Source organism: Gimesia aquarii (assembly GCF_007748195.1).
GTDB classification, from domain to species: Bacteria; Planctomycetota; Planctomycetia; order Planctomycetales; family Planctomycetaceae; genus Gimesia; species Gimesia aquarii.
This window is the reverse complement of the sequence record NZ_CP037920.1, coordinates 863,544-887,629: the sequence shown is the minus strand read 5'-3', so window position 1 is coordinate 887,629 and position 24,086 is coordinate 863,544. Positions and strand designations below refer to the sequence as shown.

Annotated in this window: 17 protein-coding genes; 6 read left to right on the top strand and 11 right to left on the bottom strand. The window is 45.9% G+C overall.

Going from position 1 to position 24,086, the window contains the following annotated elements; all coding sequences use genetic code 11:
* Nucleotides 1-154: 154 nt before the first annotated feature.
* The gene (locus tag V144x_RS03655) at nt 155-1,186 is read right to left on the bottom strand and encodes an alpha/beta hydrolase family protein (protein WP_144981530.1); all 1,032 of its coding nucleotides are present in this window, start codon (nt 1,184-1,186) and stop codon (nt 155-157) included.
* A gap of 36 nt (nt 1,187-1,222) precedes the next feature.
* Nucleotides 1,223-1,690, bottom strand: coding sequence for a hypothetical protein (locus V144x_RS03650; RefSeq protein WP_144990663.1), 468 nt, complete (start codon nt 1,688-1,690; stop codon nt 1,223-1,225).
* Nucleotides 1,691-1,719: 29 nt separating this feature from the next.
* Between V144x_RS03650 and mazG the strand changes: the two genes are divergently transcribed.
* Complete coding sequence (gene mazG, locus V144x_RS03645; protein WP_232102703.1) at nt 1,720-2,760, top strand: nucleoside triphosphate pyrophosphohydrolase; 1,041 nt, start codon at nt 1,720-1,722, stop codon at nt 2,758-2,760.
* A 26-nt stretch (nt 2,761-2,786) separates the two neighbouring features.
* Here mazG and V144x_RS03640 read toward each other — a convergent pair whose 3' ends face one another.
* The 4 genes from V144x_RS03640 to V144x_RS03625 form a co-directional block, all read right to left on the bottom strand.
* The gene (locus V144x_RS03640) at nt 2,787-3,743 is read right to left on the bottom strand and encodes an ornithine cyclodeaminase family protein (protein WP_144981527.1); all 957 of its coding nucleotides are present in this window, start codon (nt 3,741-3,743) and stop codon (nt 2,787-2,789) included.
* Between the two features lie 98 nt (nt 3,744-3,841).
* Nucleotides 3,842-4,798, bottom strand: coding sequence for a GNAT family N-acetyltransferase (locus tag V144x_RS03635; protein WP_144981524.1), 957 nt, complete (start codon nt 4,796-4,798; stop codon nt 3,842-3,844).
* 101 nt (nt 4,799-4,899) lie between these two features.
* Complete coding sequence (locus V144x_RS03630; RefSeq protein ID WP_144981522.1) at nt 4,900-5,853, bottom strand: transketolase family protein; 954 nt, start codon at nt 5,851-5,853, stop codon at nt 4,900-4,902.
* A 105-nt stretch (nt 5,854-5,958) separates the two neighbouring features.
* Nucleotides 5,959-6,801: a transketolase gene (locus V144x_RS03625; protein WP_144981519.1), complete on the bottom strand. Its 843-nt coding sequence runs from the start codon at nt 6,799-6,801 to the stop codon at nt 5,959-5,961.
* A gap of 466 nt (nt 6,802-7,267) precedes the next feature.
* On the opposite strand from V144x_RS03625, the gene V144x_RS03620 reads away from it, so the two are divergent.
* Nucleotides 7,268-7,693, top strand: coding sequence for an anti-sigma factor (locus V144x_RS03620; RefSeq protein ID WP_144981516.1), 426 nt, complete (start codon nt 7,268-7,270; stop codon nt 7,691-7,693).
* Between the two features lie 19 nt (nt 7,694-7,712).
* On the opposite strand, the gene V144x_RS03615 is transcribed toward V144x_RS03620, so the two are convergent.
* Nucleotides 7,713-9,308 (bottom strand): sulfatase family protein, encoded by a 1,596-nt coding sequence (locus V144x_RS03615; RefSeq protein ID WP_144981513.1) that lies wholly within the window; start codon nt 9,306-9,308, stop codon nt 7,713-7,715.
* Between the two features lie 271 nt (nt 9,309-9,579).
* Nucleotides 9,580-10,287 (bottom strand): LON peptidase substrate-binding domain-containing protein, encoded by a 708-nt coding sequence (locus V144x_RS03610; RefSeq protein WP_144981510.1) that lies wholly within the window; start codon nt 10,285-10,287, stop codon nt 9,580-9,582.
* 136 nt (nt 10,288-10,423) lie between these two features.
* Here V144x_RS03610 and nth point away from each other — a divergent pair, with 136 nt between their 5' ends.
* Both nth and dcd read left to right on the top strand, forming a co-directional pair.
* On the top strand, nt 10,424-11,119 hold the full coding sequence (nth, locus tag V144x_RS03605) for an endonuclease III (RefSeq protein ID WP_144981507.1): 696 nt from the start codon (nt 10,424-10,426) through the stop codon (nt 11,117-11,119).
* 143 nt (nt 11,120-11,262) lie between these two features.
* A complete protein-coding gene (gene dcd, locus V144x_RS03600; protein WP_144981504.1) occupies nt 11,263-11,835 on the top strand; it encodes a dCTP deaminase in 573 nt (190 codons plus the stop codon).
* Nucleotides 11,836-11,970: 135 nt separating this feature from the next.
* Here the strand turns inward: dcd and V144x_RS03595 are convergent, their stop codons facing one another.
* The 3 genes from V144x_RS03595 to V144x_RS03585 all read right to left on the bottom strand — a co-directional run bounded on the left by V144x_RS03595 (nt 11,971) and on the right by V144x_RS03585 (nt 16,744).
* On the bottom strand, nt 11,971-12,993 hold the full coding sequence (locus V144x_RS03595) for a 2-oxoacid:ferredoxin oxidoreductase subunit beta (protein WP_144981500.1): 1,023 nt from the start codon (nt 12,991-12,993) through the stop codon (nt 11,971-11,973).
* Nucleotides 12,994-13,052: 59 nt separating this feature from the next.
* The gene (locus tag V144x_RS03590) at nt 13,053-14,924 is read right to left on the bottom strand and encodes a 2-oxoacid:acceptor oxidoreductase subunit alpha (RefSeq protein WP_144981497.1); all 1,872 of its coding nucleotides are present in this window, start codon (nt 14,922-14,924) and stop codon (nt 13,053-13,055) included.
* Between the two features lie 737 nt (nt 14,925-15,661).
* On the bottom strand, nt 15,662-16,744 hold the full coding sequence (locus V144x_RS03585) for a class I SAM-dependent methyltransferase (RefSeq protein WP_144981494.1): 1,083 nt from the start codon (nt 16,742-16,744) through the stop codon (nt 15,662-15,664).
* A gap of 402 nt (nt 16,745-17,146) precedes the next feature.
* On the opposite strand from V144x_RS03585, the gene V144x_RS03580 reads away from it, so the two are divergent.
* The gene (locus V144x_RS03580) at nt 17,147-20,452 is read left to right on the top strand and encodes a DUF4838 domain-containing protein (protein ID WP_197998740.1); all 3,306 of its coding nucleotides are present in this window, start codon (nt 17,147-17,149) and stop codon (nt 20,450-20,452) included.
* A 376-nt stretch (nt 20,453-20,828) separates the two neighbouring features.
* The gene (locus V144x_RS03575; protein WP_144981488.1) at nt 20,829-23,936 is read left to right on the top strand and encodes a redoxin family protein; all 3,108 of its coding nucleotides are present in this window, start codon (nt 20,829-20,831) and stop codon (nt 23,934-23,936) included.
* The last annotated feature ends 150 nt before the right edge of the window (nt 23,937-24,086 follow it).

The following is a 24,086-nucleotide window of genomic DNA, read 5'->3' as shown; positions in this document are numbered from 1 at the left end:
AAAGAACCCCTATAATATGAGAATTCGATAATCTTCCCCAAAACTGCCATTTCAGCTCAATTTGACCACAAAGCGAATCTCTGAGATCCTGGGAATCCAAAACACACTCAACATATCGACCGATTCAACGCTTCATCGATAGATTTCTGACCCTCTATTTTTTTTGAAAATCTGAAGTATCACGTCTCTGTTTCGATAACCATTCGCAGGCAGGTTGAGGCAAACCTTCGTGTCCTCCCTCGAAGATGGTGACACGTGCTAAACCGGAATTCCTTCTTAAATGAATGTCTCGACCATAGGTTTTATCTGTCGCCTGATCAGTAGGCTGAGGAGTTTTCAATTTACTATAGTCCCAAAGTTGTTGCATCTCCTCTTTTGTAATCAGTGTCGTTCGATTTCTTTTTGCAATCGCATTAAACGCACGCAAGGTATGTGCAAAGGGTACAGAGCCGGTCTTGCCATCAGTAACTCCTGCGTTCAGATCAAGAGGCAAGTCCGTTGCGTTCTCAATCCAATACAGGGGAGAACGATCGCGGTACTCTGCATCAATTTCAGACGAAGTGCCCGGTTTAGCAGTAAGCGACTTCAAAATCATGCGCGCGTAGTTCTGAGGAACTCCCTCCTTAACATGAAAATGGTACCAGTCTGATAAATCGCTGATACCAACCCAAGCCGAAGCTGCTGAAAACCGACCAGGATGATGCCCTGCCATTAACATCGTCATGTGGCCCCCTCCTGACGACCCCGCCAGATAAATCCGCGATTGATCGACTTGGTAATGCTCAATCATATAATCAATTGCATCCAGAATATCCTGTCGTGCCAATTTAGAACCACAGGCTTCCGGCTGTTGATTTACACCTCGGAAATTGGGATGCAGATAAATCCAACCGCGCTTCACGGCTTCATCCTGCCATTTCGTATTACTCTGCTTATAGTTTCCGCTCCAGGAGTGTAGAAACACGAAGAGGGGAGTCGGAGTTGTCTTTGCCGAATCCGGTACCCAGATCAAGGAAGGCTGCAGACTTTGATCCAGAGTGCTTTTGACTTTGATTAAACTCAGTGGAGGTCTTTTGATTGTCTGTGGTTTCTTGATTTGAGAAATCTTCTCAGATGCAATGAGATCTCCATTGTTTGCAATACACAAAATGAGGCAACATAGACTGACATTTAATCTCTGACTCATAAATCTACTCCGCAAATTTTAAATACTGATTATCTCTTACTTTTCTGGAGACTCATCGGTCTTCTGCTTTGCATATTCAATTTTTCCCCAGAGGTTTCCGCCCACTTTACCGTGCTGCCAGGTACCTGCATAACGTCCTTCAAAAAACATCACACGAGAAGTAAAGGCATTTCCCAATCCAGGAATGGTTAAATTTGTCAATGAAATAACTGGTGTGTCTCCCGCCCAATACACATTTAAAGGCATTGGTACACTGACGTCATGTTCGCCATATTTAATGCGTGCGGTAATCATCCATTGATCGCCGGATATTTTTTTTGCTGAGGCAATCTCATAACGTTCCTCACGTGGTGGCTTCCCATTATTTTTGCCATCAACGGAAAAATGTCCTACCAGAGTGGCACCAGACATTTGCTGTTCAAATTTCTTTTCGAGCATTTCCCGTTGAGTGGAATCCGCAGCCATTCCCGAGCCCAGGGACAACAATAAGACCATACTGCACATTAAACTTTTCTTTAGAAAACTCATCTTTTATGCCTCATGAATTACGTGTGAATTTTCAGAGCGAATTGAATTCGCTACGATACAACTATCCTACACCATTATTGCTTACAGGTGAATCATACGGTAGTACAATGACAGACTCTGATCATCAATCTCTTTCTGAACCATCTGAATCTGATTCAGCCCGCGCTTCCGGCGTTCCCCCTGATTATAATGTATTAACCCCTGCTTTTGAAAAGCTTTGTGATGTGATTGCCCGCCTACGGTCACCCGAGGGTTGTCCCTGGGATCGTGAACAGACACTGGAATCCATCAAACCGTATACATTGGAAGAAACCTACGAGCTTTTAGAAGCCATCGATTCTGGCAACGATCAGCATATTATTGAAGAACTGGGAGATCTTCTGTTGCAAATCGTGCTCGATGCTCAGATCGCCGCTGATGAAGGCCGCTTTGATTTGACACATGTTGTCAATCGTCTGACTCAAAAGATGATCGATCGCCACCCTCATGTATTCGGTGATGTGACTGCAGAATCCCCAGCAGAGGTCCGCAAGAACTGGGATCAAATCAAAGAACAGGAAAAACAGCGCCGATCTATTTTTGATGGCCTGCCTCAAGATTTACCTGCGCTCGCACGCGCAGCACGGATAGCAGAGAAAGCAGCAAAAGTCGGATATGATTTTCCCCATCGGGATATGTTGTTTGATAAACTTCGTGAAGAGATTCAGGAATTGGCAGACGAAATTTATCCTGAGGGAAAAATACCCGATACCCCTGCAACGGTCGAAGCAGAAATTATCACAGACACGCAAATTGATGATCCAAAACTACGCGAGCGGGTTGAAGGCGAGTTAGGCGATATCTTATTCGTAGTGGCCAACATCTCGCGACGCTGGAAGATCAATCCCGAAGAAGCACTGCGTATAAGTAATCGTAAATTTCAACAACGCGTACAAAAAATTGAACAGGAACTGGAAAAAGCGGGCCGCTCGATTCAAAGCGCTTCATTGCAGGAAATGGAAACCATCTACCAAAATATTAAAGTACAGGAAAAGCAAACTTCATAGAAGGATTTTGTATCTCTCTCCTGATCTTAAAAAGGTAATTCGACACCCAGACCTTCTTCGAGCGCCAATTGGTAAATCTCAGCTCCCATTGCCACATCTTCTACAGCCAAACCCACTGATTTGAATAATGTCACCTGGTCGTCGGTCGCGCGTCCTGTCTGGCGTTCTGCCACGATTTCACACAAATTATGCATCAATCGCCAATCGGTAATCCCTTCCTCTACAGGCTGAATGAAATCTCCTGCTTCTTGCCTGCACTGCGTTATATCATCACAGACAATCACGTCAGCACGTTTGATTGTAGTACGATCTATTTCCCGCTTTGAACGGTGGTTCGAGCCAATTACATTCAAATGTGTTCCCTCATCGAGGACACGACCATCAAACAAAGGAGTTTTACTTGTGGAAGCACAAATGACAATATCTTTCTCAGCTGCTGTTTCATCTGGAGAATGGGAGGCTTTGACTTCCACATTACAAAGCTCCGTCATTTCTTCGGCAAATTCACTGCAGTTTTCATGATTGCGGGAGTAAACCGACACAAACTCAATTTTTCGTGTTTGACAAACCGCTTGCAATTGCGTGCGTGCCTGCAATCCGGAGCCGAATAAACCAACCACTTTTGAATCTGGTCTCGCCATGTACTCTGTCGCCACGCCACTGGCTGCACCTGTTCGCAATTGACCAAGAAAATCACCCTCAATCAAGGCGCGCATCTGACCCGTTTCCTGATCGTAAATAGCAACGTGAAACTGAGCCCCTTCTTTAGTTGACGTATATGCTTTCCAACCAACATAACCCAGGTATTCATTGGCGGCTGACATAGTATGTAGCATAATTCCTGGTGCGCGAACGCGCTGACGCGGCAAATTGGTGGCTCTCTCAGAGGCCATTTCTTTGAAGACTTTATGGATAATCAGTAAGGATTTTTCCATATCCATTACAGAACGAACATCATCTTCAGTGATATATAATGCGGCCATAAATGATTGCCTATTTCATCATTGAATCAGGATTAATGACTAGTAGTGAGAGGAAACGATTCTTCGGAAGAGAAAATCATTCTCTTATTTTTTACACGCTAACGTGAAACCGGCTGATATACAATACCAGTATCGATCTGATGGTAACCGACGGCTTCGGCAACGTGCCTGGCAACAATGTTGGACTCTTCTACATGCCATTCCAGCTTGGTAATCAGCTCATCCTGTAGACGACGCGCGATTTCCAATAACAGTGACTGTCCATAGCCTTGGGAGCGTATCTCTTCTTTGACAAAGACATCAGTCAGTCCAATCACCCGCTCTTCCCACTTAGGAATGTATAAATCCAGTCCAACAACTGTTGCAGAGGCGACTGCTGCATCTCCCGATTTGGGAACGAGTTCAAAATGTAGCGTTTCCAGTCTTCCCATGCGAGTCAGCCACCACCAATTTGGAGCCTGATAGTCATCGGAAATCATCAATTGCATCTTGCGACGTATATTTACCAGATGAAACTTGATTTTAGGCTTCTGCCCGAGCAGGTCGCGTTGATAAATTCGAATCGACCCCTTAGCTTCGTAGCCAATCGCTTCAAAAAACGGACCTGCGATTGGATCAGACAACAGGAAACCTGAAGGACGGGTTCCACCATAGAGGCCCACCAAAAATGGCGATAGTAAACCAGAAGCCCCTGCGGTAATTTCGGTTGCACCTTTTGACCGAAGATATTCTTCTGCCCGGCGGACCAGTTCACGACCAATCCCTTTTCGGCGGTCATTAGGATGTACAATCACCGCGCAGATCACACCTTTGGAATAATCGAGCGCAGAACTTTCTGCATTCGTACCAAATCCCGCCAGAACAAAACCAACAATTTCACCATTGTCTTCAGCAACGATCAATCCATTTGGATCGAAATAAGGCTGAGAAAAGATCAATACTTCAAAGGCGTCATTGTTAAGGCATTCCGCTGCTCCTCTTCCCAGTCCTGCAGAATGCCATAATCTCAGCAACTGCGGTGGGTCAGCATTATGAAAGGCGCGAAACTCAGTCACAAAGTTTTCTCACAACATGTGAATGGGACTTAAAAATTAGTTTTCTAAAGCAACAATAAATAAAGCCCTCTCTGGAGTAGAAGAGGGCCTTATCAGATCCACTATTTTACTTTCTTGACAGCTTCTACAATCGCTTCTGCAGTCAAACCATATTTATCGAGGAGTCCCTGAGGGTCACCACTTTCTGCAAAACAGTCGCCAACATTGACATAGGCCATGGGAACCGGAGTTGATTGTGAAACAACCATAGATACGGCCGAGCCTAATCCACCATGCGCCAGATGCTCTTCTGCAACAACAATCGCACCGGTTTCTCGGGCTGCTTTTTGGATCGCATCCACATCAATTGGTTTTACAGTATGCATATCGATCACACGTGCTGAAATTCCTTCTTCTGCCAGTTTGGTCGCGGCATCAACGGCACCTGCTACCATCAGACCATTGGCGATAATGGTTACATCGTCACCTTCACGAATTGTGTTTGCTTTGCCGATCTCAAATGTATCACCTTCTGAATAAATTTCTGCCACATTCGGTCGACCGAGTCTTAGATAGACGGGACCATCATGTTCAACCATCGCTGCTGTTGCTGCTTTGGTAGAAACGGCATCAGCGGTAACCATCACAACCACACCAGGGAGACTACAGGCTAATGAGACATCTTCTATTCCCATCTGTGAAGGACCATCTTCGCCGATGGAAATCCCCGCATGTGTTCCGACCATCTTCACATTCATGCCAGGGAACGCAATTGACATTCTGATTTGGTCATAGGCGTTGCATAAGAGAAATGCGGCAAAGCTGGCAACAACCGGAATATGTCCGGTGGAGGCCAGACCTCCTGCAACGCTGACCATATTACTTTCTGCAATACCAACATTAAAACCACGTTCAGGAAAAGCTTTCGCAAAGACTTCCGTGCGAGTCGAGTTCCCGACGTCGCCATCCACGGTCACAATTTCAGGATGCTTATCACCCAGATCTTTTAAAGCATCTCCAAATGCATCGCGGGTGGCTTGTCCTACTTTCAATCCACTAATTTCACCTAAATACATAATAATACGTCTCTTTTATTTGTATGTTGATTTGATTCGAACTGCTATCAGGAATTTTCTGTTTTGGATCTGATTCCGTTCATAGAAAATCAGAAAGCTCTGACCCTAAGCAATAAATGCCAGTGCTTTTTCTGCCAACTCTGGTGAAAGCGGTTTACCGTGATAGTTTAAATCTCCCGTTTCTTCCAGCACGGGTAGAATCCCAAACCCTTTCTTTGTCTTCGAAATGATGGCCTTGGGGCGATCCGTTACTTTGGACGCAACTTCCAGAGCTTCAACAACGGATTTCTGGCAGTTGCCATCGATCGTCTGCGTATGCCAGCCAAAGGCTGCGATCTTTTCTTCAAAGGAACCCAGATCGAGCACATCTTTCGTAGCGCCGGTCTGCTGGTAGGTGTTCTGGTCGATAATCGCAGTCAGGTTACCCAACTTGTACTTTTCAGCAGCAGCTAATGCTTCCCAGACCTGACCTTCTCCCATTTCGCCATCACCAATCACGACAAACACATTGGACCCGTTCTTATTCAAACGCGCTCCCAAAGCTTGCCCAATACCCAGTGACAGCCCCTGTCCGAGCGAACCTGTTGAAGCTTCGATTCCAGGAAGGCGTTTCATATTGGGATGGCCTTCAAAGGGACTCCCCAATTTTCGGAGTGTCATAACATCGTCGGTTGAGAAGTAACCCGCTTCGGCCATGGCGGCATACAGTACAGGTACCGCATGGCCTTTACTTAAAATGAAACGATCCCGTGCATCCCAAGTCGGATTCTGTGGATCGTATTTCATAAAACCACCGAACCAGAGTGCATTTACCACTTCAACAGCAGACAAGCTACTGCTGGGGTGTCCGCTACCAGCTTCGGTTGTCATTCGGATAATCAGACGACGAAGGACTTTCCCTTTTTCCTTCAACTCTTCAATCGATAAGGCATTTGCTTGAGCAGCCACGTTGTTTCCTTCAATTCTTCTAAACAAACAAACTCGCCACGCTCTGAAACATCATCCATCAATTACATTTGCCCCGCTGACTTCGCATGATTGGAAGAAGTGAGTTACCGATCTGGTATGTTTGATTCGAGCAGTGACAGCATTCAGGCGCCACGAGGCGCAAACTAAGCGCATCAATTTAATAAAGGTATGCTAACGAGCAAAGCGTTCAGCGACAACCATGTAAGCAATAGAAACCATTTTGCGGAACAGGAAAAGCCGCGGTCATTAGATTGTCTATTTTTCTTAATTTCATAAATCAATCAAAAAATTTTCATACATGATCGGGCATTTCACGTTATCTATGTAAAATACACAACTGTTTACCCGAAAAGTCTTTAAAGCCTGTCATTCTTTGACAATAATAGAACACGCTGATTCAAAATGAACATGATTTCTTCTCAAATTTTACAGAGGCTCCCCAGTAATGGCTGACAGCCTATTTACAGACCAGGAATTGCTGGCATATCTGGATGAATCCCTTTCGGTCGAACTGATGTCTCAGGTTGAAACTGCATTAAGGCAATCTGATTCACTACGTGTTCGTCTGGCTCAACTCTCTCAGCAACGTGATCACGGTGCGCATTCTGTTGGAGAAATTTGGAGAAGAAATCGCCTGAGCTGCCCTTCGCGCAGTCAATTGGGAGGCTATTTACTCGAAACACTCCCGCCTGATTATCAAAGCTATGTGGAATTCCACTTGAATCAGACAGGTTGTCGCTACTGCGGAGCGAATCTCGAAGACCTCAAATCAAGTATGTCAGCAGCTACAGCCGAGACAGAGCGCAGAAGACAAAAATATTTTCAGTCTTCAGCCGGATATCTCTCTGCCAAAAGTGAAGACAAATCATAGAAACAGAATCTGATCAGATTCAATCAAGGGGCCCAGCCTCAAAATCAGTTTCGTTGACCCAACCCGCTTTGACTTTTTCACCTTTCATAAACCGTTGATAAAAGTTACGGGTACGCGCATCCGAATATTGATAACCTTCGAATACAGCCCCTTTCCCCAAAGCACGAGGATCCTTTTGCGCGATCAACTCTTCCTGCAACTGTTGCTTCAAGGCATTTTTGATATCCTGGAATTTTGGCAAAGCAGCTAGATTCTGCAAACACTCCGGGTCATCCTGAATGGAATAGAGTTCTTCTGCTTTTCGTCTGCCAAAGGCCCACGTCCAGAACGATTCCTGTTTCCCTGTTCTGCGTAGGTTTAAAATCGCAGTCTTCGTCGGACTCCCGTCACAGTTGAGGTATCCCGTTTCCGGATTACCGGCGGGCCAACGTCCAGGTTCATCATTCTTGAGATAGAGCATGCCTCCCTTCACAATACCACGAATCGGATACCCTTGATCAAAGGGCCTACCGATATCGTGCCGCTCTTTACCAATCAATACGTGGTCACGCCTGGGGTTAATCACTCCCGATTGATTTGAATGAAAAATATCCGAAAGAGATCGACCTGCCGTAGGTTGCATTCCCGTCTGTTCCCACTGTAACCCTGCTGCCTCAATAAAAGTAGGGGCAAAGTCAATGAAACTCACATAGTCGTCAACCGTCCGATTTTTACCATTGATTCCTTTTTTCCACATGATCGCTAATGGCAAATGATTCGAACGTTCGTACTCCTGTCCTTTCACACGGGGAAACGGCATTCCGTTATCTGCAGTGACCACCACAATTGTATTCTCTAATTGATTCTGTTGCTCCAACACTTCCAACATACGCACAAGGTGCCGGTCAAAGTGTTCAATTTCATAGGCATAGTCGAGCATGTCATTTCGAATCACTTCCGTGTCGGGCCAATATGCGGGAACCCGGTCGATGTCTGTTAATTTTTTACCCGCCTTGCTGACACCGGAGCCATATTCATATCGTCGATGTGGTTCCAGCCCGCCGTACCAGAAACACCACGATTTTTCTTTGGGACAATCTTCAAGAAACTGTTCGAAGTTCGCGGCATAATCAATGGCCGAAATCCCTTTCGCTGGCGGCTTAGCCTTTGAACGATTATAAGCGGGTCCCGCAGGATTGCGACGTTTGCCTGTGGCATCGACGGCGACCCCCGGCGCCCAGCCTTTCGCCGTCCTGCCTACAAAATATCCTGTATCAGTTAACGCTTCGACGTACGTTTTGAATTCTGGCGGAAAAAAGGCCATATGATTCCCAGCCTGTTTCAATTGCCACGAATTCCTGCCCGTTAGAATGCAAGCACGTGAGGGAGCACACTTGGCATTGGGCGTATACGCATTCGTAAACAACAAACCTTCCCGCGCCACGCGGTCAAATCCTGGTGTCTTCACCCACGAACAACCATAGGCTCCCATGTGAGGAAACGAGGCATCATCGGCAATACAAAACAGAATATTGGGACGGCTCTGCTGTGCTTCAGCCACTTCAGCAGTAACGCTTCCCGCAATAATTAAGCATAAAAATACAAAAAAAAGTACACGAATATCACGCTGATCCATTTCCACACGTCTCCATAAAAGAGCTCGCAGACGAAAGCATTTTCCGGTTGAGAGTCAAAGGGACAACTCAACATAGAACTTTATCTTAGGACACACAGTGATCAGCCACAAGAAGTTTCAACCGGACAGATTCAAGATCCGTCAAACAAAATGGAGTGTTACGTAAACAGAGATATCCTCTAGAGCGGAGCCAATGCCACTTTAGCGACTACAACACAATTAGACACGTCCCCAATGACCTTGCAGGTGTTACAATAAACTCGGATACAGTCTAGTTCTGGCTGAACTCGATTGGCTGAGCGTATGGAGAAGGCTTACTGCGAAGATCATGCTGTTTGCTTTTGAGAAACTTCAATAAGAGATCGCTACGAAGATCAACATCGTACTCTTCTAAAATCAACTGACATAAAGTTGGTTCCAGGCTGCTTGTGCTCGCCAGAGTATCACAAAGATGACCTAAAGATATTTCCTGATGTAGCACATTGTAATGAATCGGATCAGAAACATGTGGAGAGAAAATTCTGGAATAGAAGTTTAATAATTCGAGATGACGATGTTCACGATGAATCATAGGTTGGCTCGCGTAATAATCGCGTTTCAATTCGAGTGTCGCCATGCCATATAGTTGATCTGATTCTTTCAACATAACAGCATGCGCGCGACAGACACCGCACAACAGTATCGAATATCCCCCTGATTCCAGTTCATAAGAAGTCACAATCGATGCCAGGCAAACAGAGTCCATGTTCGCATTGCGATGGCGATCCTCACCAGGGTCCAGATGAGATGTTTTGAATAACACAGCCACTAAAGTGTTCTCAGCTAAGGCAGCAGTAATTAACTGGCAATCAGCGACAGAGGTCACTCGTATCTGTAACAGAGAATGAGGCAGAAGAACATGATCTTCCAATTTCAAAATCGGAGCGACTCCGGAAAAGTCCTTAAGATGCTGTTCTGTCAGATCACTGTGAGAAGACATTGTATATTTCTAGACCCAAATCTATTGAAAAACAATTCTCGGTCTCGCATACTGAAACGCTTGTGAGACCATCGCCGAATGGCGCAATTTATGTCACTCAGATTAGCACCACATTTTGGGAAATGTCACGAAAAACATGGCGAAAAAACAATCAAAGCCCGCAAAGACTTCCAATTATGACGCCTCGCTTGATGACAAAAAGAAACATGCCCGCAAAATTGTACGCGGACTTGCCCGTCTGTTTCCCGATCCGGAGTGTGCATTAACACACGATTCACCATTCCAGTTACTGGTCGCCACCATATTGTCTGCTCAATGCACGGACGAGCGTGTCAATGCAACAACGCCAACGCTGTTCAAGAAATATCCAACCGCTGAGAAACTGGCAGCCAGCAAGCAGGCTGATGTAGAAAAGATTGTGCATCCGCTCGGTTTCTTTCGTGCCAAGGCAACGAATATCCGCAAGATGGCACAAACCTTATCCGAACAATATGCTGGGGAAGTTCCTCAAACACTGAAAGAGCTGGTGGCACTGCCCGGCGTGGGCAGAAAAACAGCGAATGTCGTGCTAGGAACGGCGTTTGGAATTCCCAGCGGGGTGGTCGTCGACACACACGTCAAACGCATCACGAACATCTTTGGTTTTACCACAAGCAAAAATCCGGACATTATCGAACGCGATTTAATCGAAGTCCTGCCCAAAAAAGAATGGATCACATTTTCACATCGCGTGATTCTGCATGGCCGCGCCACATGCATTGCCCGCCGTCCCCAGTGCACAGAATGCAGTCTCTTAAAAATTTGCCCTCGCATCGGACTGAAACCCCTATAATCATACATTTTCTGTTCAGGCACATTGTGGTACTTGGTACTGTTTCAGAAAACTCAAGTCATGACTGTTGAAAGCCGCATCTCAGCGGTTTATGTTTCGTGTAACAGAGTTCTCTTCCCCAAATCCAAGTTAATGAGACGCCCATGATTCTTACTGGTAAAGAAATCAAAGCACGCTTGGGAGAAGATATTATCATTGAACCCTATCATGAGAAATATCTGAACCCCAACAGCTATAACCTCTGCCTGCATGACGAGTTAATGGTCTATGAAGAAATCGTGCTGGATATGGCGCGACCAAATCGCCTGGGAAAATATGTCATTCCCGAAGAAGGGATGGTGCTTTATCCCGGTCAACTCTATCTTGGACGCACCGTCGAACGAACGGAAACACATAATCTTGTCCCTCTACTAGAGGGACGTTCCTCTATTGGACGACTGGGAATTTCTGTACATGCAACTGCCGGGGTTGGCGATATCGGGTTTTGTGGTTACTGGACCCTGGAAATTACCGTAGCGCAACCGGTACGCATTTATGCAGGGGTCGCAATCTGCCAGATCATCTACAATACTGTCGTCGGTGAGATCGTCGAATACAACAGTGATAAATATCAGAATAACAAAGGCATTCAGCCCAGTCTGCTGTTTAAGGAACTGGACCCTGCTGAAACGCGACAGATGCGACTTTCCTTCGGCGAAGACGAAACTAATCAATAGAATTAAAAACACAGTCAAAGAGAATATGTTTCGGTCAAATTTCAATTACGTTGACAGCAATCTTCGCGCAAATAAAAAGGCGTTACAGTCTGATCTGTAACGCCTTTGGTTTTTGGTTCTTCAGCTAGCGAAAGACTAAACGTTCCAGGTATCACCGGTATTAAACAACGCTTCGAGGTCGCCTTCTCCACTTCGTTCTGTCGCTGATTCCACCTGCTGATAGACGGCATCGTTGTACGTGGGATGGTCGACACAACGGAAGACTCCCATTGGCTCTGGCATTTCAGGATGTCGCATGCTCGCCAGTAGGAACGCCAGATTCATATCCTCTGCCTTTTCATCGTGGAACAGGAGATCGTCCGCCGTAACTCCTTTGCCCAATTCCACCACTTCTGGTTGACCATGGCTATTCAAGCGAACTCCTTTATCGCGATCCTTCCCAAAGATTAACGGCTTACCATGTTCGAGATAGATTACATTCTCTTCTTTTTTGCCCTTTTTAGAAGCAAATTCAAATGCACCTGAATTAAAGACATTGCAGTCTTGATAGACTTCGACAAAGGCAGCCCCTTTATGATTGGCTGCTCGCTCGAGCACGCTACAAAGATGCTTAATATCAACATCAACCGAGCGGGCAGCAAAAGTCGCTCGCGCACCAATCGCCACAGACAGAGGATTCAAGGGACGATCAACCGATCCGAAAGGAGTACTCTTGGTTTTGGTTCCTGTAGGGCTAGTCGGTGAATATTGGCCTTTGGTTAATCCGTAAATCTGATTATTGAACATAATCACTTTCAGGTCCACGTTGCGTCTGAGCACGTGCATGAAATGATTTCCGCCAATTGAGAGGGAATCACCATCACCTGTGATCACCCAGACCTGCAGATCAGGATTGGCAAGTTTCACACCTGTAGCCACAGCTGGCGCCCGGCCATGAATACTGTGCATGCCATACGTATCCATGTAATACGGAAAACGGCTTGAACACCCAATCCCCGAGACAAATACAAATTTCTCTTTGGGAATGCCCAGAGTCGGCAGTACTTTTTTCATCTGAGCCAGAATCGAATAATCGCCGCAACGTGGACACCAGCGAATTTCCTGATCGCTGGCAAAGTCTTTCGGCGAGAGGACAGGCAGGGTGACATCGACGCTCATTATTTTCTATCCTTAAACGCTATTGCTTATTTCTAATATGATTAAATTAAGTTGATGAACTAGTTTTCTTCGTTAATCAGTTCTTTAATTTTGTGTTTGACTTCACTGATCAAGAACGGCTTTCCCTGGACCTTATTCAAACCAACAGCGTCAGCCAAATAAGTACCTCGAATGATCATTCTCAATTGTCCCGTGTTTAATTCAGGAATCAAGACCTTCTTATATCGCTTGATGACATCACCCAGGTTTTTAGGGAAGGGATTCAGGTAGCGAATATGGGCATGTGCTACTGACAAACCTTCCTGAACAGACTGCTTCACCGCAGTTCGAACCGCACCATACGTCCCACCCCAGCTAATCACCAGCAAATCTCCTGATTCGGGTCCTTCCACAGTCTGTTCGGGAATGTAGTCCGCGATACCGGCAATTTTATTGGCACGAAGAGTGGTCATAAACTGATGGTTCTCTGGAGAATAGTCCACGTTTCCGGTGACATCTGATTTTTCCAGTCCACCGACACGGTGTTCACAACCGGGAGTTCCCGGAAGAACCCAGGGACGCGTTTTCTTTTCATTCCTCAGGTAAGGCATAAATTCATCGCCATCCTGGGTATTCTCGTTTGAAACATTGAATGGCTTCAGTTGAGAAACATCGGGAATCTGCCACGGCTCTGCTCCGTTAGCGATATAACCATCGCTGAGCAGAATAACGGGAGTCATAAACTCCACGGCAATTCGCATCGCTTCCTGTGCCATCTCAAAACAATCAGCCGGTGAAGCGGGTGCCACCAAAGGAAGCGGGCAATCTCCGTTACGGCCATACATACACATATATAAATCAGACTGTTCTGTTTTTGTTGGTAGTCCTGTACTGGGACCGCCGCGCTGTACGTCAATCACAACCAGAGGCAGTTCGGTAATTGCAGCCAATCCCATCCCTTCCCCCTTGAGGGCAATTCCGGGACCACTACTGGCGGTAATCGCCAGGTCTCCTGCGTAGGCAGCACCAACCACACTTGTGATCGCCGCAATTTCGTCTTCAGCCTGGAATGTAACGACGTTGAAATTCTTCAGTTTGGAAAGTTCATGCAAAATATCGCTGGCGGGGGTAATCGGATAACCGCCGTAGAACAATTGTTTGCCAGAGAGTTTCGCGGCTGTCACAAAGCCAAACGCCAGTGCTTCGTTGCCTGTGACCTTTCGATACTTGCCGGGAGGAAGTTCCGCTGGATCAACTCGATAATGTACAGTGATCGCTTCAGTCGTGATGCCATAATTATAACCAGCCTGTAAGGCTTTCAGGTTTGCTTCCACCAGCTCAGGTTTCTTGGCGAACTTGGATTTCACCCACTCTTCAGTTGGTGTTGCATCGCGTTGATAGAGCCAGTAGACAAGCCCCATCGCGAAAAAGTTTTTGCAGCGTTCCGCTTCACGAGGTGAAAGCCCTAAGTCTGCCACAGCATCGCGCGTGAGGCTGGTCATTGGAACTCTCTGAACCTGATAAGCGGCCAGTGAAACATCATCTTCCAGTGGATTGCCTTCATAGCCTGCTTTGGAAAGATTACTCTTTTCAAATGCGTCTTCATTGACGATCAGCGTACCGCCCCGTCTTAAGTCAGCCACATTCGTCTTCAAAGCTGCGGGATTCATCGCGATCAAAGTATCGACTTCATCACCGGGCGTAAAAATATCAGAACTGGAGAAACAGATCTGGAATCCACTTACACCGCCCAAGGTCCCGGCGGGTGCGCGAATTTCAGCGGGAAAGTCAGGCAAAGTACTGACATCATTCCCAAAGACAGCTGACACGTTTGTAAATTGTGTGCCTGCCAACTGCATTCCATCACCACTGTCTCCGCAAAATCGGATAACAACAGCATCGAGTTGTTCACTGATTTTGCCATTTGAACCGGGCACGTCTGTGGTCGCCATTCTGATTTTTACTCCCCAGTTATCGCCTTAGGTCAGGCGGTAGCGTCTTTGTTGTGTGAGAAAATAATTGATAGTTGGTTAATATTTTATATTCCAGATGGTAGCAACCATAAATCAAATTCCAGGTCACAACCAACGGCTGGATCGTATTACTTATAACGGGAAATCTGATCCATCAATCACAGATAATACCGAGTTAATGGAATAACATTATTGGGTCTCTCTGGCATGAATCGGGCCGACTTACATTGCCCACAAGGAGGGAAAGACGGAGGTTTTCTCGCTTGGTTTTCATAATTCCATGAAACATTCAGTTTGGGAGGCGACCCCTTTCAATACCTTTAGAGCATTGAAGTTCTGGCTTCAGACATCCATACTTTCAATCAAAGCCTGTTCACCATCGCTCCGTCAAGCGGTAAACTCTACGCAATAGAATTATTCCTTACAATCGGCATTCTTACACCAATTTCGACACAGGGAAAGGTCTTAAACAACACATTCTTCTGTGATTCTTAAGATTTTTCGCTATTGATGTAAAATCGTTCCTGCCTTAAAAAATTATAGGCAGCAATTGCGGCTATCCTATCTAAAGTCCACAAAAACATCTAATTTGACCTCAAAGAAGCTGGTAACATCAATCATCACAGGGATTTTTGACACATTTATAATAAAGTCAGAGAGCAAAAATCAGGTGATTTCTGCTCTCTGATACAGCATGAACTAAAACGCTTCGAATATTACGTTTTTGTCATGATATAAAAGTAATTCATGATGTCATGAGGCAGCTCATGTACATCGATGTCATTAAAGCCTGCCTCTTTCAGCATCTGGCATGCCAGTTCTTTTCCCCAACAGGTTCCCAAACCAGCCCCCCCCTGAGCCAGCGAAACGGTCATGCAGTGCATCGTTGAAATCGTATAAAACATCGGTCCCAGAGGATTGGAAATATTCATTTCTACATTGCTTGAAGCTGCTATGTCCTGCATCAGGAATGTTCCCCCCGTTCGCAAGGCGGCATTCACTTCACTCAAAACCTGAGTTGGGTTAGCCTGATCGTGAATGACATCGAATGCAGTAATCAAATCGAACGAATTGGCAGAGTTCATTTGTGAAACATCCTGAACCTTGAAAGATACATTAGAGATACCGCGTTCCTCAGCAGTCTGTTTTGCCCGTCCGATGGACTCCTGCGAAAAATCATATCCTGTAAAACGACTTTCGGGATAAGCGGCAGCCATCTCTATCAGCGCCAGACCACTTCCACAACCGATATCCAATACATCAATACTGGCTTTCAATTTTTCCTCCAAACCTGGTACGAGAGGCAGAATATGTTCAAATAATCCACAGACGACTGAGTTATAACTCTCTTCTGCCATGACTTCGTGAAAACGAGAAAATTCAGTATAAGGAACACCCCCTCCTTCTCGAAAACAATCGACAATTTTGTCTTCTACCGAGCCTAGTACCGAAAACCATTGCATCGTAGTGGCAAAATTATTTGATCCGGCAGCACGTGTCAGCAAAGCCGCATGTTCAGCGGGCAAGAAATAGGTCTTCAAAGCAGGGTCATATTGAATGATCCCCCCAGTCACCATCGCGCCCAGCCATTCCCTGACATAGCGTTCGTTTAAGCTGGTCTGCTCAGCAATTTCACTACTGCTGGCGTGTTCCATGTCACTCATGATGTCAAACAATCGAGCGCGATGGCCGATCGATATCATCAAAGAAAGGCTACTATGGTTGACAATCTCCAGCAACTTCTGGCCAAATTCATCCGTCTGTTCCGCATCAATATTTAGATTACAATTGTTACACATGGCTCAAGCTTTTCTCCCTACTTTGTGTTAATACTGCAATTTTCATTTTCAAAAACGATTTGGCCCCTATCTGAACTTCAGAGCGAAAAACGCGCCCAAATGTTACCATTTTTTTTGAAAAAAATTCGAAGCACGCTGAAAGAAACACCATAAACGATGGATTGTATAATACTTAAGACATCAGGGTCAGCTGCACTTCCCTATGCAAGCAGGTCAGCCCCAGTGCTGTAGGATGCTAACACCTTCATCGCTTTGGGAATCGATTTCAGAAGATGCTCACCAGACTGGAAGACTCTTTTCTCAACTCATATCTTGTGTTTATCCTGGCTGTTCTTCAAAATAAACGGCACAAATTTTCCTCCTCCCCAAAAGCTTTCCGCAACAGGAATGAGGTACACCATCATGAAAAACACTCTGCTGGCCAGCATCCTTTGTTGTTTTTGTCTCCAGGTAGTTCAGACCTTTGCTGAAGACCACTTTCTTGTTGAGGAAGGACAAGCCCGTTCTGAAATTGTCATTGCCCCAAAATCTCCACGAACTACGCGACTCGCGGCACAGGAGCTGCAGAACTATATTGAAAAAATTTCAGGTACAAAGTTGCCCATTGTAACCGAACCGAGTGGTAAGGTTCCCGTCAGTATTTTCATTGGTCGAAGTTCGCATACTGACAAACGGGGCATCACCGATCTGGGGCTGAAGTATGGCGCATATCGTATAGTTTCTGGTGAGAACTGGCTCGTGCTAATCGGCGACGACACAGATTTTGTCCCCATCGAACCTTGGCCACGAAGCAATAATGATATTGCAAGCGGAAAAATGCAAAAGGCCTGGGATGCAATTACCGGGGAGCACTGGGGATATCCACATTCCCAATTATACAAGCATTACACAGGTTCCACTGGACTGTTCGGAACTCCGAACGAACAACACGTCGACAAGAATGGCAATGTGAATACGTGGGGTTTTGACGAACGTGGATCATTCAATGGGGTATGTGGTTTTTTGCGCAGCCTGGGTGTTCGCTGGTATCTGCCGGGTGATCTGGGGGAGATCGTTCCAAAGATGAAAACGATCGCTCTACCAAAAATTGATCAAATCGTTCATCCTGACTTTCCATTGCGAACCATTAATTTTCGTTTCAGGGTATATGGACGAGATGCAGCGATGTGGGCGATGCGACTGGGTGTACGCCAGCCTTATGGCAGACAAGCTGCGCATGGACTGGACCACATGACTCATAATGAGCAGACTTTGAAAAAACACCCTGACTGGTTTGCGCTCTATGGTGGTAAACGAGATACCCAACTCGGGAAGCGACTCAACCAACTCTGTTATTCGAACGAGCAACTATTTCAGGAAACAGTTCGCTATGTTCGCGCACAGTTTGATCATTTTGACATGGACGTGGTTTCTGTGATGCCCCCCGATGGTTACACGGCAATTTGTCAGTGCCAACTCTGTGAAGGAAAGGACACACCGCAACGAGGTTATCGTGGGGCACTTTCTGATTATGTCTGGGAATTTGTTAACCGTGTTGCGAAAGAAGTACGTAAAACACACCCCGACAAGAAAATTTCCAACTGTGCCTACGGAACTTATACTCAGCCTCCAGAAACCATTGATAAGCTGGAGCCAAATGTGCAAGTGATTATCGTAGGTGGCCGTCGTCCTACCAGCGAAGCACGGGACGAAATTCGTAAGCTGCGTGAGAACTGGAGTCAGAAGACCGACAACCCCATTATCGTTTTCGAAAACTATCCTTTTACGGGTCGTGGCTTCTATCTGCCAGCCTATATTCCACATGTTCTGGGTGAGAGCATCAACGCGACCAAGGGAACTTCGCGTGGTGAAGACATCTGGCTCACAATGAACTTACGAGAGAATGCCATTGGATATAATCACTTCTTAATTTACTTCACCGCGCGAATGTATTGGGGTGGAACAAAGCAAAACGCAGTCGAGATGTTCGATGAGTACTGTCAGCTTTTTTATGGTCCTGCCGCGAAAGAGATGCGGGCTTTTTTCCAATACTGCGAGGAACACTGGCGCGAAATGGAAAAAGACGGTGACAAAGCCAATCGCGCACTGAAATTGTTTACTATCGCCAAGACCAAAGTCAGCAAGGGCTCGGTTTACGGCCGGCGGGTACAATTGATCGACAACTACCTCAATGGACTACGCAACAAGAGTAAGCAGCTGGCACAGAAACGGGGGCCGGTTCCCACTCTGCGGCTTGTGGGTGATCCCCGGGGCAAAATCGTAGTAGATGGGAAGCTCGACGATCTCATCTGGCAGAAGTGCCCCACCGCTTCGACCGGTCAACTGCGAGAGCTGCAAACCGGTCGACAGCCTATCTATGGTACCTCGATCAAATCCACCTGGGTCGGCGGGAATCTTTATTTCGCAATCCGCTGTGATGAAGCGCCTGGTGAAAAACCGAATATTACGTCGACAAAAAATGAAGATCAGGCGATATGGTACGGTGATGCAATCGAAATTCTGCTGGAAACAGAGTCTCACAGTTATTACCAGATCGTCGTCAACCCGGCTGGTGCACTGGTCGACCTCGATCGTGGCACTGACAAGAACAACTGGTTCCGCTGGGACTCACAAGCTGAAGTTGCCACACACATCGCCGACGATCATTGGACAGCGGAAATCCGTATTCCCATCATCCAAGATAAAAATGACCCCTTGCATCAAGTAATCGGGCATAAACCAACCGTCAGTCTTCCCTGGTTCATCAATGTCTGCCGCCAACGAATCCGAGAAAATGGTTCAGAGTATTCCGCATTTTCCCCAACAGGAAAGCCGGGCTTCCATGAGCCCTTGAAGTTCGCACACTTTTATCGTGGACTGTCTCATCAATTTGAAGCTGACTCTACAGTCACTGACTACCTGATTGCGAGCCGGGCCGCAGAAAAGTTATTGCGCCAGAGAAAAATAACAGAGGCGTTGTCTGCCTTTCTCGCACTGGCAATGGATGAGCGACTCACTGACTTCCAGAAATCAGACACTCTGCAGCGTGCAGCGAATTGCACGCGAAGACTCAAAAATTTTGATCAAGCTGAAGAAATTGCAAATCAGATTCCTCTTGAGGCCGTAGCGAAAACGGTCCGGATGGAGAATCTTCTAGCCCAACGAAAATTTGGTGAAATCATTAATCAGTTTAGCGAAGAGAATTTTCACAAGTGGCCATTCTGGCAAACGGGTGCAGGTGCTTTTGCGCGTGCGAGAGCTTTTGTCAGCACGAAAGCGGGAGACAAAGCAGAATCAGATCTGAAAACCGCTCTGGAATTAACATCTGACAGTCGCATGCTGACGAGAATCCTGCTCACAATGGGTGGCAATCGTGAAACGAATTTACAGAACGATGCTACTGCACTAGAAGCCTATCGACAAAACTTCGAGTCTGTCACAAGAATTGGTTCTGCAGATCAATTTCAGTCAGTTCAGGCCGCGGCACGAATTCTGACACGACAAGGCAAATTCGATGAAGCCCTGAAAACACTACGCCGAACGAATATCGAAAAACTCAACGGATTCTGGCGTCATTCGATGCTGTTAGCGCTCGGCGATACTTTGGCAGCTAACGATCAAAAGAAACAGGCTCTGCAAACGTATGAAAAAGTGTTGCAAGAAGAATCAATTTCGGCAGGACATCGGCGTGAAGCTCAGAAGCAGATTGAGCGACTGAAAAAGAAATAGCTTTCAATTATGTTTTTTTATATCATTACTTTTGAATTCATGCAGGCTGATCAGACAGGCGAATTATGAGCAGGGAATGGGTTTCAATCTATGCAAAAACAAACTCATCCAGAGAATATGCCCTTACTTAGCCTTCATATTCAATATCTGTGTTCAGAATATTCAAACCTTATTTGTAATGATTACTTCACATCAACGTTTCCAGTTTTTTCTGTTGTTACGCGGAACGTCTTTGCATCTCTAAAGTTCATCATTGTATACTAATTCTCTGACGCCCCTATGCACACAACCAGCCTATCATCCCCATACTCAAATTAGACCATGGGAAGTGCATCACAAAAATAGTGTTAAATCAAGATTGTCCCGGGAGAGATCAATGAGTTGTAATTGTATCGCATGGAAGTCGACTCTGAATTTTTCACAGAGCGTTCAACTCTTGATTCTTTTATTGAGCATGCTCGCGGCCAATCTCTGGCAGACTCAATTATGGGCTACGGAAACGCAACAAAACAAAACACCGCATGCATCAAATCAACTCGCTCAAGCATCCGATAAAAAGAAGCCCAATACGGCAAAGCCAGAAAAGCATCAAATACCATCAAAGCGGCCTCCTGAAATCAAAATTCTCAGTACGGTGAAGGAAGGAGGAGGCTATGGAAAGGAGTTACATCGTGTGACGATTAAAGGTATCGCGCGCACAACAGCCGGGGATCCTGTTAAAGATGCAGACATTTATGTAGCCAGTTATGCAAGTCGTATGCCCGGAAATTTTGAACGCTTACGTAGCCGAACGAAAAGTGATGCCAGCGGGCGTTTCGAATTAAAGGACATTCAACTGCTCGTCATTCGACAGCGAGCCAACCCCTTGCCCAAACCAGTCGAGGGCGGTTTTATTATTTTTGGAACCAAGGATAAGTATGGCTTTACCTGGCATCCTACTCGCAATTACCGCCCTTACAAACGCCCCACAGGAATCGACAAGGGGGACAAAAATGAGCAAATCACAGCACGTGCCTTTTACCAAAGTGAACCAATTAGCGTGGATCTGATGTTTGAACCCGCAGTGAAATTACGTGGCCACATCACAGACGATTTAGGGCAGCCGCTCGCGGGGGCAAAAGTACAATTTGGCCTGGTTGACAATCTTCGAGACCCAGGAGGTTGGGGATTATACTCATGTCTTTTTCTGGGAAATAAATCTAACTCTGTCCTCAAGCCAGTTGCCTTCGATGGAATATTATCACTACCTGCTGAGTTCCGTGAAACGCGGACTGACCCCAATGGTTACTATGAATTTAATCATCTCCGCCGTGATACCAGTTATCTTGCTAACATCGATCCAGGTCCGGAGTATGATCCCTGGCAATTCAGGTTAGAGACGACAAACTCCGCTAAGAAGAATAAAAGGATTGTCAGAGTAGGCTATGATGGTAAGCTCGATCGTGAATTTATTGCACCGCGGAATGTGAGGGTCCGCGTTGTGCAAAGTAAATCAGATCGACCTGTTCCTAATGTACTGATTACGGCTGAAGACAGCCGCAAGATTCGGCGCGGAGGGATCCAAGCGCGTTCCGACAGTCAGGGAAATGCGATGTTAAAACTGTTACCTGGTAAATACACCTTGAAGGCAGAACCAACGCCCGATCAACCGTTTGTGTTTTTGAGTCAAAAGCAGACGATACCTCAAACGAAAGACGATGTAGCGGTCACTCTTAAACTTAGCCCGGCTGCGGTCGTGAAATTGAAAGTGGTCGATGCAGATACCAATAAACCAATTTCTGGTGTGCGATTTGACTACGAAACCGATACATCAAGCAGACAAATTCCGGTTTCGACTCAGACAGTCTATGTCGACTATCCCAAAACAAATACTGCTGGCGAACTGCAGATATTCATGGAACCGGGCATGCGCCGATTCATCGTCACCGAACCACAGAATTTAGCATACGCCGATTCCAGTCGGGGTAAGCTGGTCAAGTTGTCGGGAGGCCAGACTGCCGAAATTCTGTTTCGACTCTCGAAACCGCAATTTTTACCTGCTGAGATTAAAACTGATAACCTGCAACCAGATAAATCATCAATCTATCCCGAAGAGCTACAACTCAAATGGCATACGCAATCAGAACGTCTCAAGCAGACTCCCCTGCGGATCGCGGCACGCCAGATCATGCTCGTTAAACACAATATTTCTGCAAAAAACTTACTCAATGACTTACGAACTCTCGATCCGTATCAAATTCCGAACATCAATAAGATATTAGAAAAACACCATCATCAGAAATTGACATGGGCGAAGGTAGTCATCACTTCGGATCGTGGTAAAAACCGCGCAGACCACTATTACAGCAAGTTGCTTCAAAAAAAGAATCTCGCAGATCAAAAGCGAATTCAACAGCCTGACAGAATAAGTGTTTTCAATGGCAAAAAATCGATGTCCTACAGCAATACTAATAATCAAGCAAGCGTTTCAGTGGGACACAGCATGGTGTACGTCAATACTGTTTTTGACCTTTGTAGCTGGCCATCCCTGCGCAGCGTTCGCCCTTCGAAAAAAAGTAAAATTCGCCCCAAGCTAAAGATCAGTCATTCAGGAAAACAAACTACCTATGAGATAAGTTCAAAGTCATCCTCTTTTCGTCGTATCTTTGACCAGCAAACAGGATTTATTTTCGAATCATCAATGGGTGCCAATCTGGATGAACCAGAACGAGTTAATTTGTACTTCGCCCCTGAAAAATATTCGAATGGTTTGATTCTTCCGCGCGTGCACATGACCTGGAATATGTCGCAAGGTAAACTCAGGTTTCTCAGCGCATATGTTATTGAAAAAGTGGAAATTTTAGAACCTGTTCCTGCGGACGCATTCGCGATTTCATTACCCACAGGAACCCTACTCATTGATTCGCGTCATGTACCAACCCGGTCAGCTGGTAGATCGCCTGTTCGACCTGTTACCAGGACACTGCGTGCACCGGTGACAGATATGGCTGCTTATCTGAAACGTCACCCCCCTATCAACTATGATCTGGAAAGTACGATTCAATATGGCAAACCGGCTCCGAAAATCAATCCAGCCAAATGGTTGACTGCAGAAGGGGAATCGACAGCACCTGACTTAGCCGGTAAAGTCGTGTTGGTGGAATTCTGGGGCACAAAATGTGGGCCTTGTCTAGGACAGCTACCTGAAGTTCAATTGGCTGCGAAACACTATGCCAAACATCCGTTTGTATTAATTGGTATGCATGACAGCTACGCCACAGCTAAAGATCTGCAGGCATTTGCACAAAAAGAGAAAATCAGTTATCAATTGGCCATAGACCAACGGGCGACTGAGAAAGGGTGGTTTGGCCAAACGATGCGCGAATTTGGTGTGCGAGGCATTCCCAAAGCAGCCGTAATTGACAAAAAAGGAAACGTTGCCTTTGTCGGTTCTTTCAATGAAGCATTACGCACTGTGGATCAACTTTTGCAGCAAAAAAAGTAGAGCTGAGACAAACAGCCCCAATCACGTTTTTCAAATCTGCAGAGCAATACCAATTTGCGTAAAAAAATCGCGAGAGACTCGCGATTCGTTGATATAAAAATAACGCTTACTGATCGAGAATACCAAATAATGTATTCTGTAAAGCGTTAT

Coding starts and splice junctions, on each gene's coding strand:
- V144x_RS03655 (WP_144981530.1), bottom strand. CDS start 1,186: ATGAGTCAGAGATTAAATGTCAGTCTATGTTGCCTCATTTTGTGTATT.
- V144x_RS03650 (WP_144990663.1), bottom strand. CDS start 1,690: ATGTGCAGTATGGTCTTATTGTTGTCCCTGGGCTCGGGAATGGCTGCG.
- mazG (WP_232102703.1), top strand. CDS start 1,720: ATGCCTCATGAATTACGTGTGAATTTTCAGAGCGAATTGAATTCGCTA.
- V144x_RS03640 (WP_144981527.1), bottom strand. CDS start 3,743: ATGGCCGCATTATATATCACTGAAGATGATGTTCGTTCTGTAATGGAT.
- V144x_RS03630 (WP_144981522.1), bottom strand. CDS start 5,853: ATGTATTTAGGTGAAATTAGTGGATTGAAAGTAGGACAAGCCACCCGC.
- V144x_RS03620 (WP_144981516.1), top strand. CDS start 7,268: ATGGCTGACAGCCTATTTACAGACCAGGAATTGCTGGCATATCTGGAT.
- V144x_RS03615 (WP_144981513.1), bottom strand. CDS start 9,308: ATGGATCAGCGTGATATTCGTGTACTTTTTTTTGTATTTTTATGCTTA.
- V144x_RS03610 (WP_144981510.1), bottom strand. CDS start 10,287: ATGTCTTCTCACAGTGATCTGACAGAACAGCATCTTAAGGACTTTTCC.
- nth (WP_144981507.1), top strand. CDS start 10,424: ATGGCGAAAAAACAATCAAAGCCCGCAAAGACTTCCAATTATGACGCC.
- dcd (WP_144981504.1), top strand. CDS start 11,263: ATGATTCTTACTGGTAAAGAAATCAAAGCACGCTTGGGAGAAGATATT.
- V144x_RS03595 (WP_144981500.1), bottom strand. CDS start 12,993: ATGAGCGTCGATGTCACCCTGCCTGTCCTCTCGCCGAAAGACTTTGCC.
- V144x_RS03590 (WP_144981497.1), bottom strand. CDS start 14,924: ATGGCGACCACAGACGTGCCCGGTTCAAATGGCAAAATCAGTGAACAA.
- V144x_RS03585 (WP_144981494.1), bottom strand. CDS start 16,744: ATGTGTAACAATTGTAATCTAAATATTGATGCGGAACAGACGGATGAA.
- V144x_RS03580 (WP_197998740.1), top strand. CDS start 17,147: ATGAAAAACACTCTGCTGGCCAGCATCCTTTGTTGTTTTTGTCTCCAG.
- V144x_RS03575 (WP_144981488.1), top strand. CDS start 20,829: ATGAGTTGTAATTGTATCGCATGGAAGTCGACTCTGAATTTTTCACAG.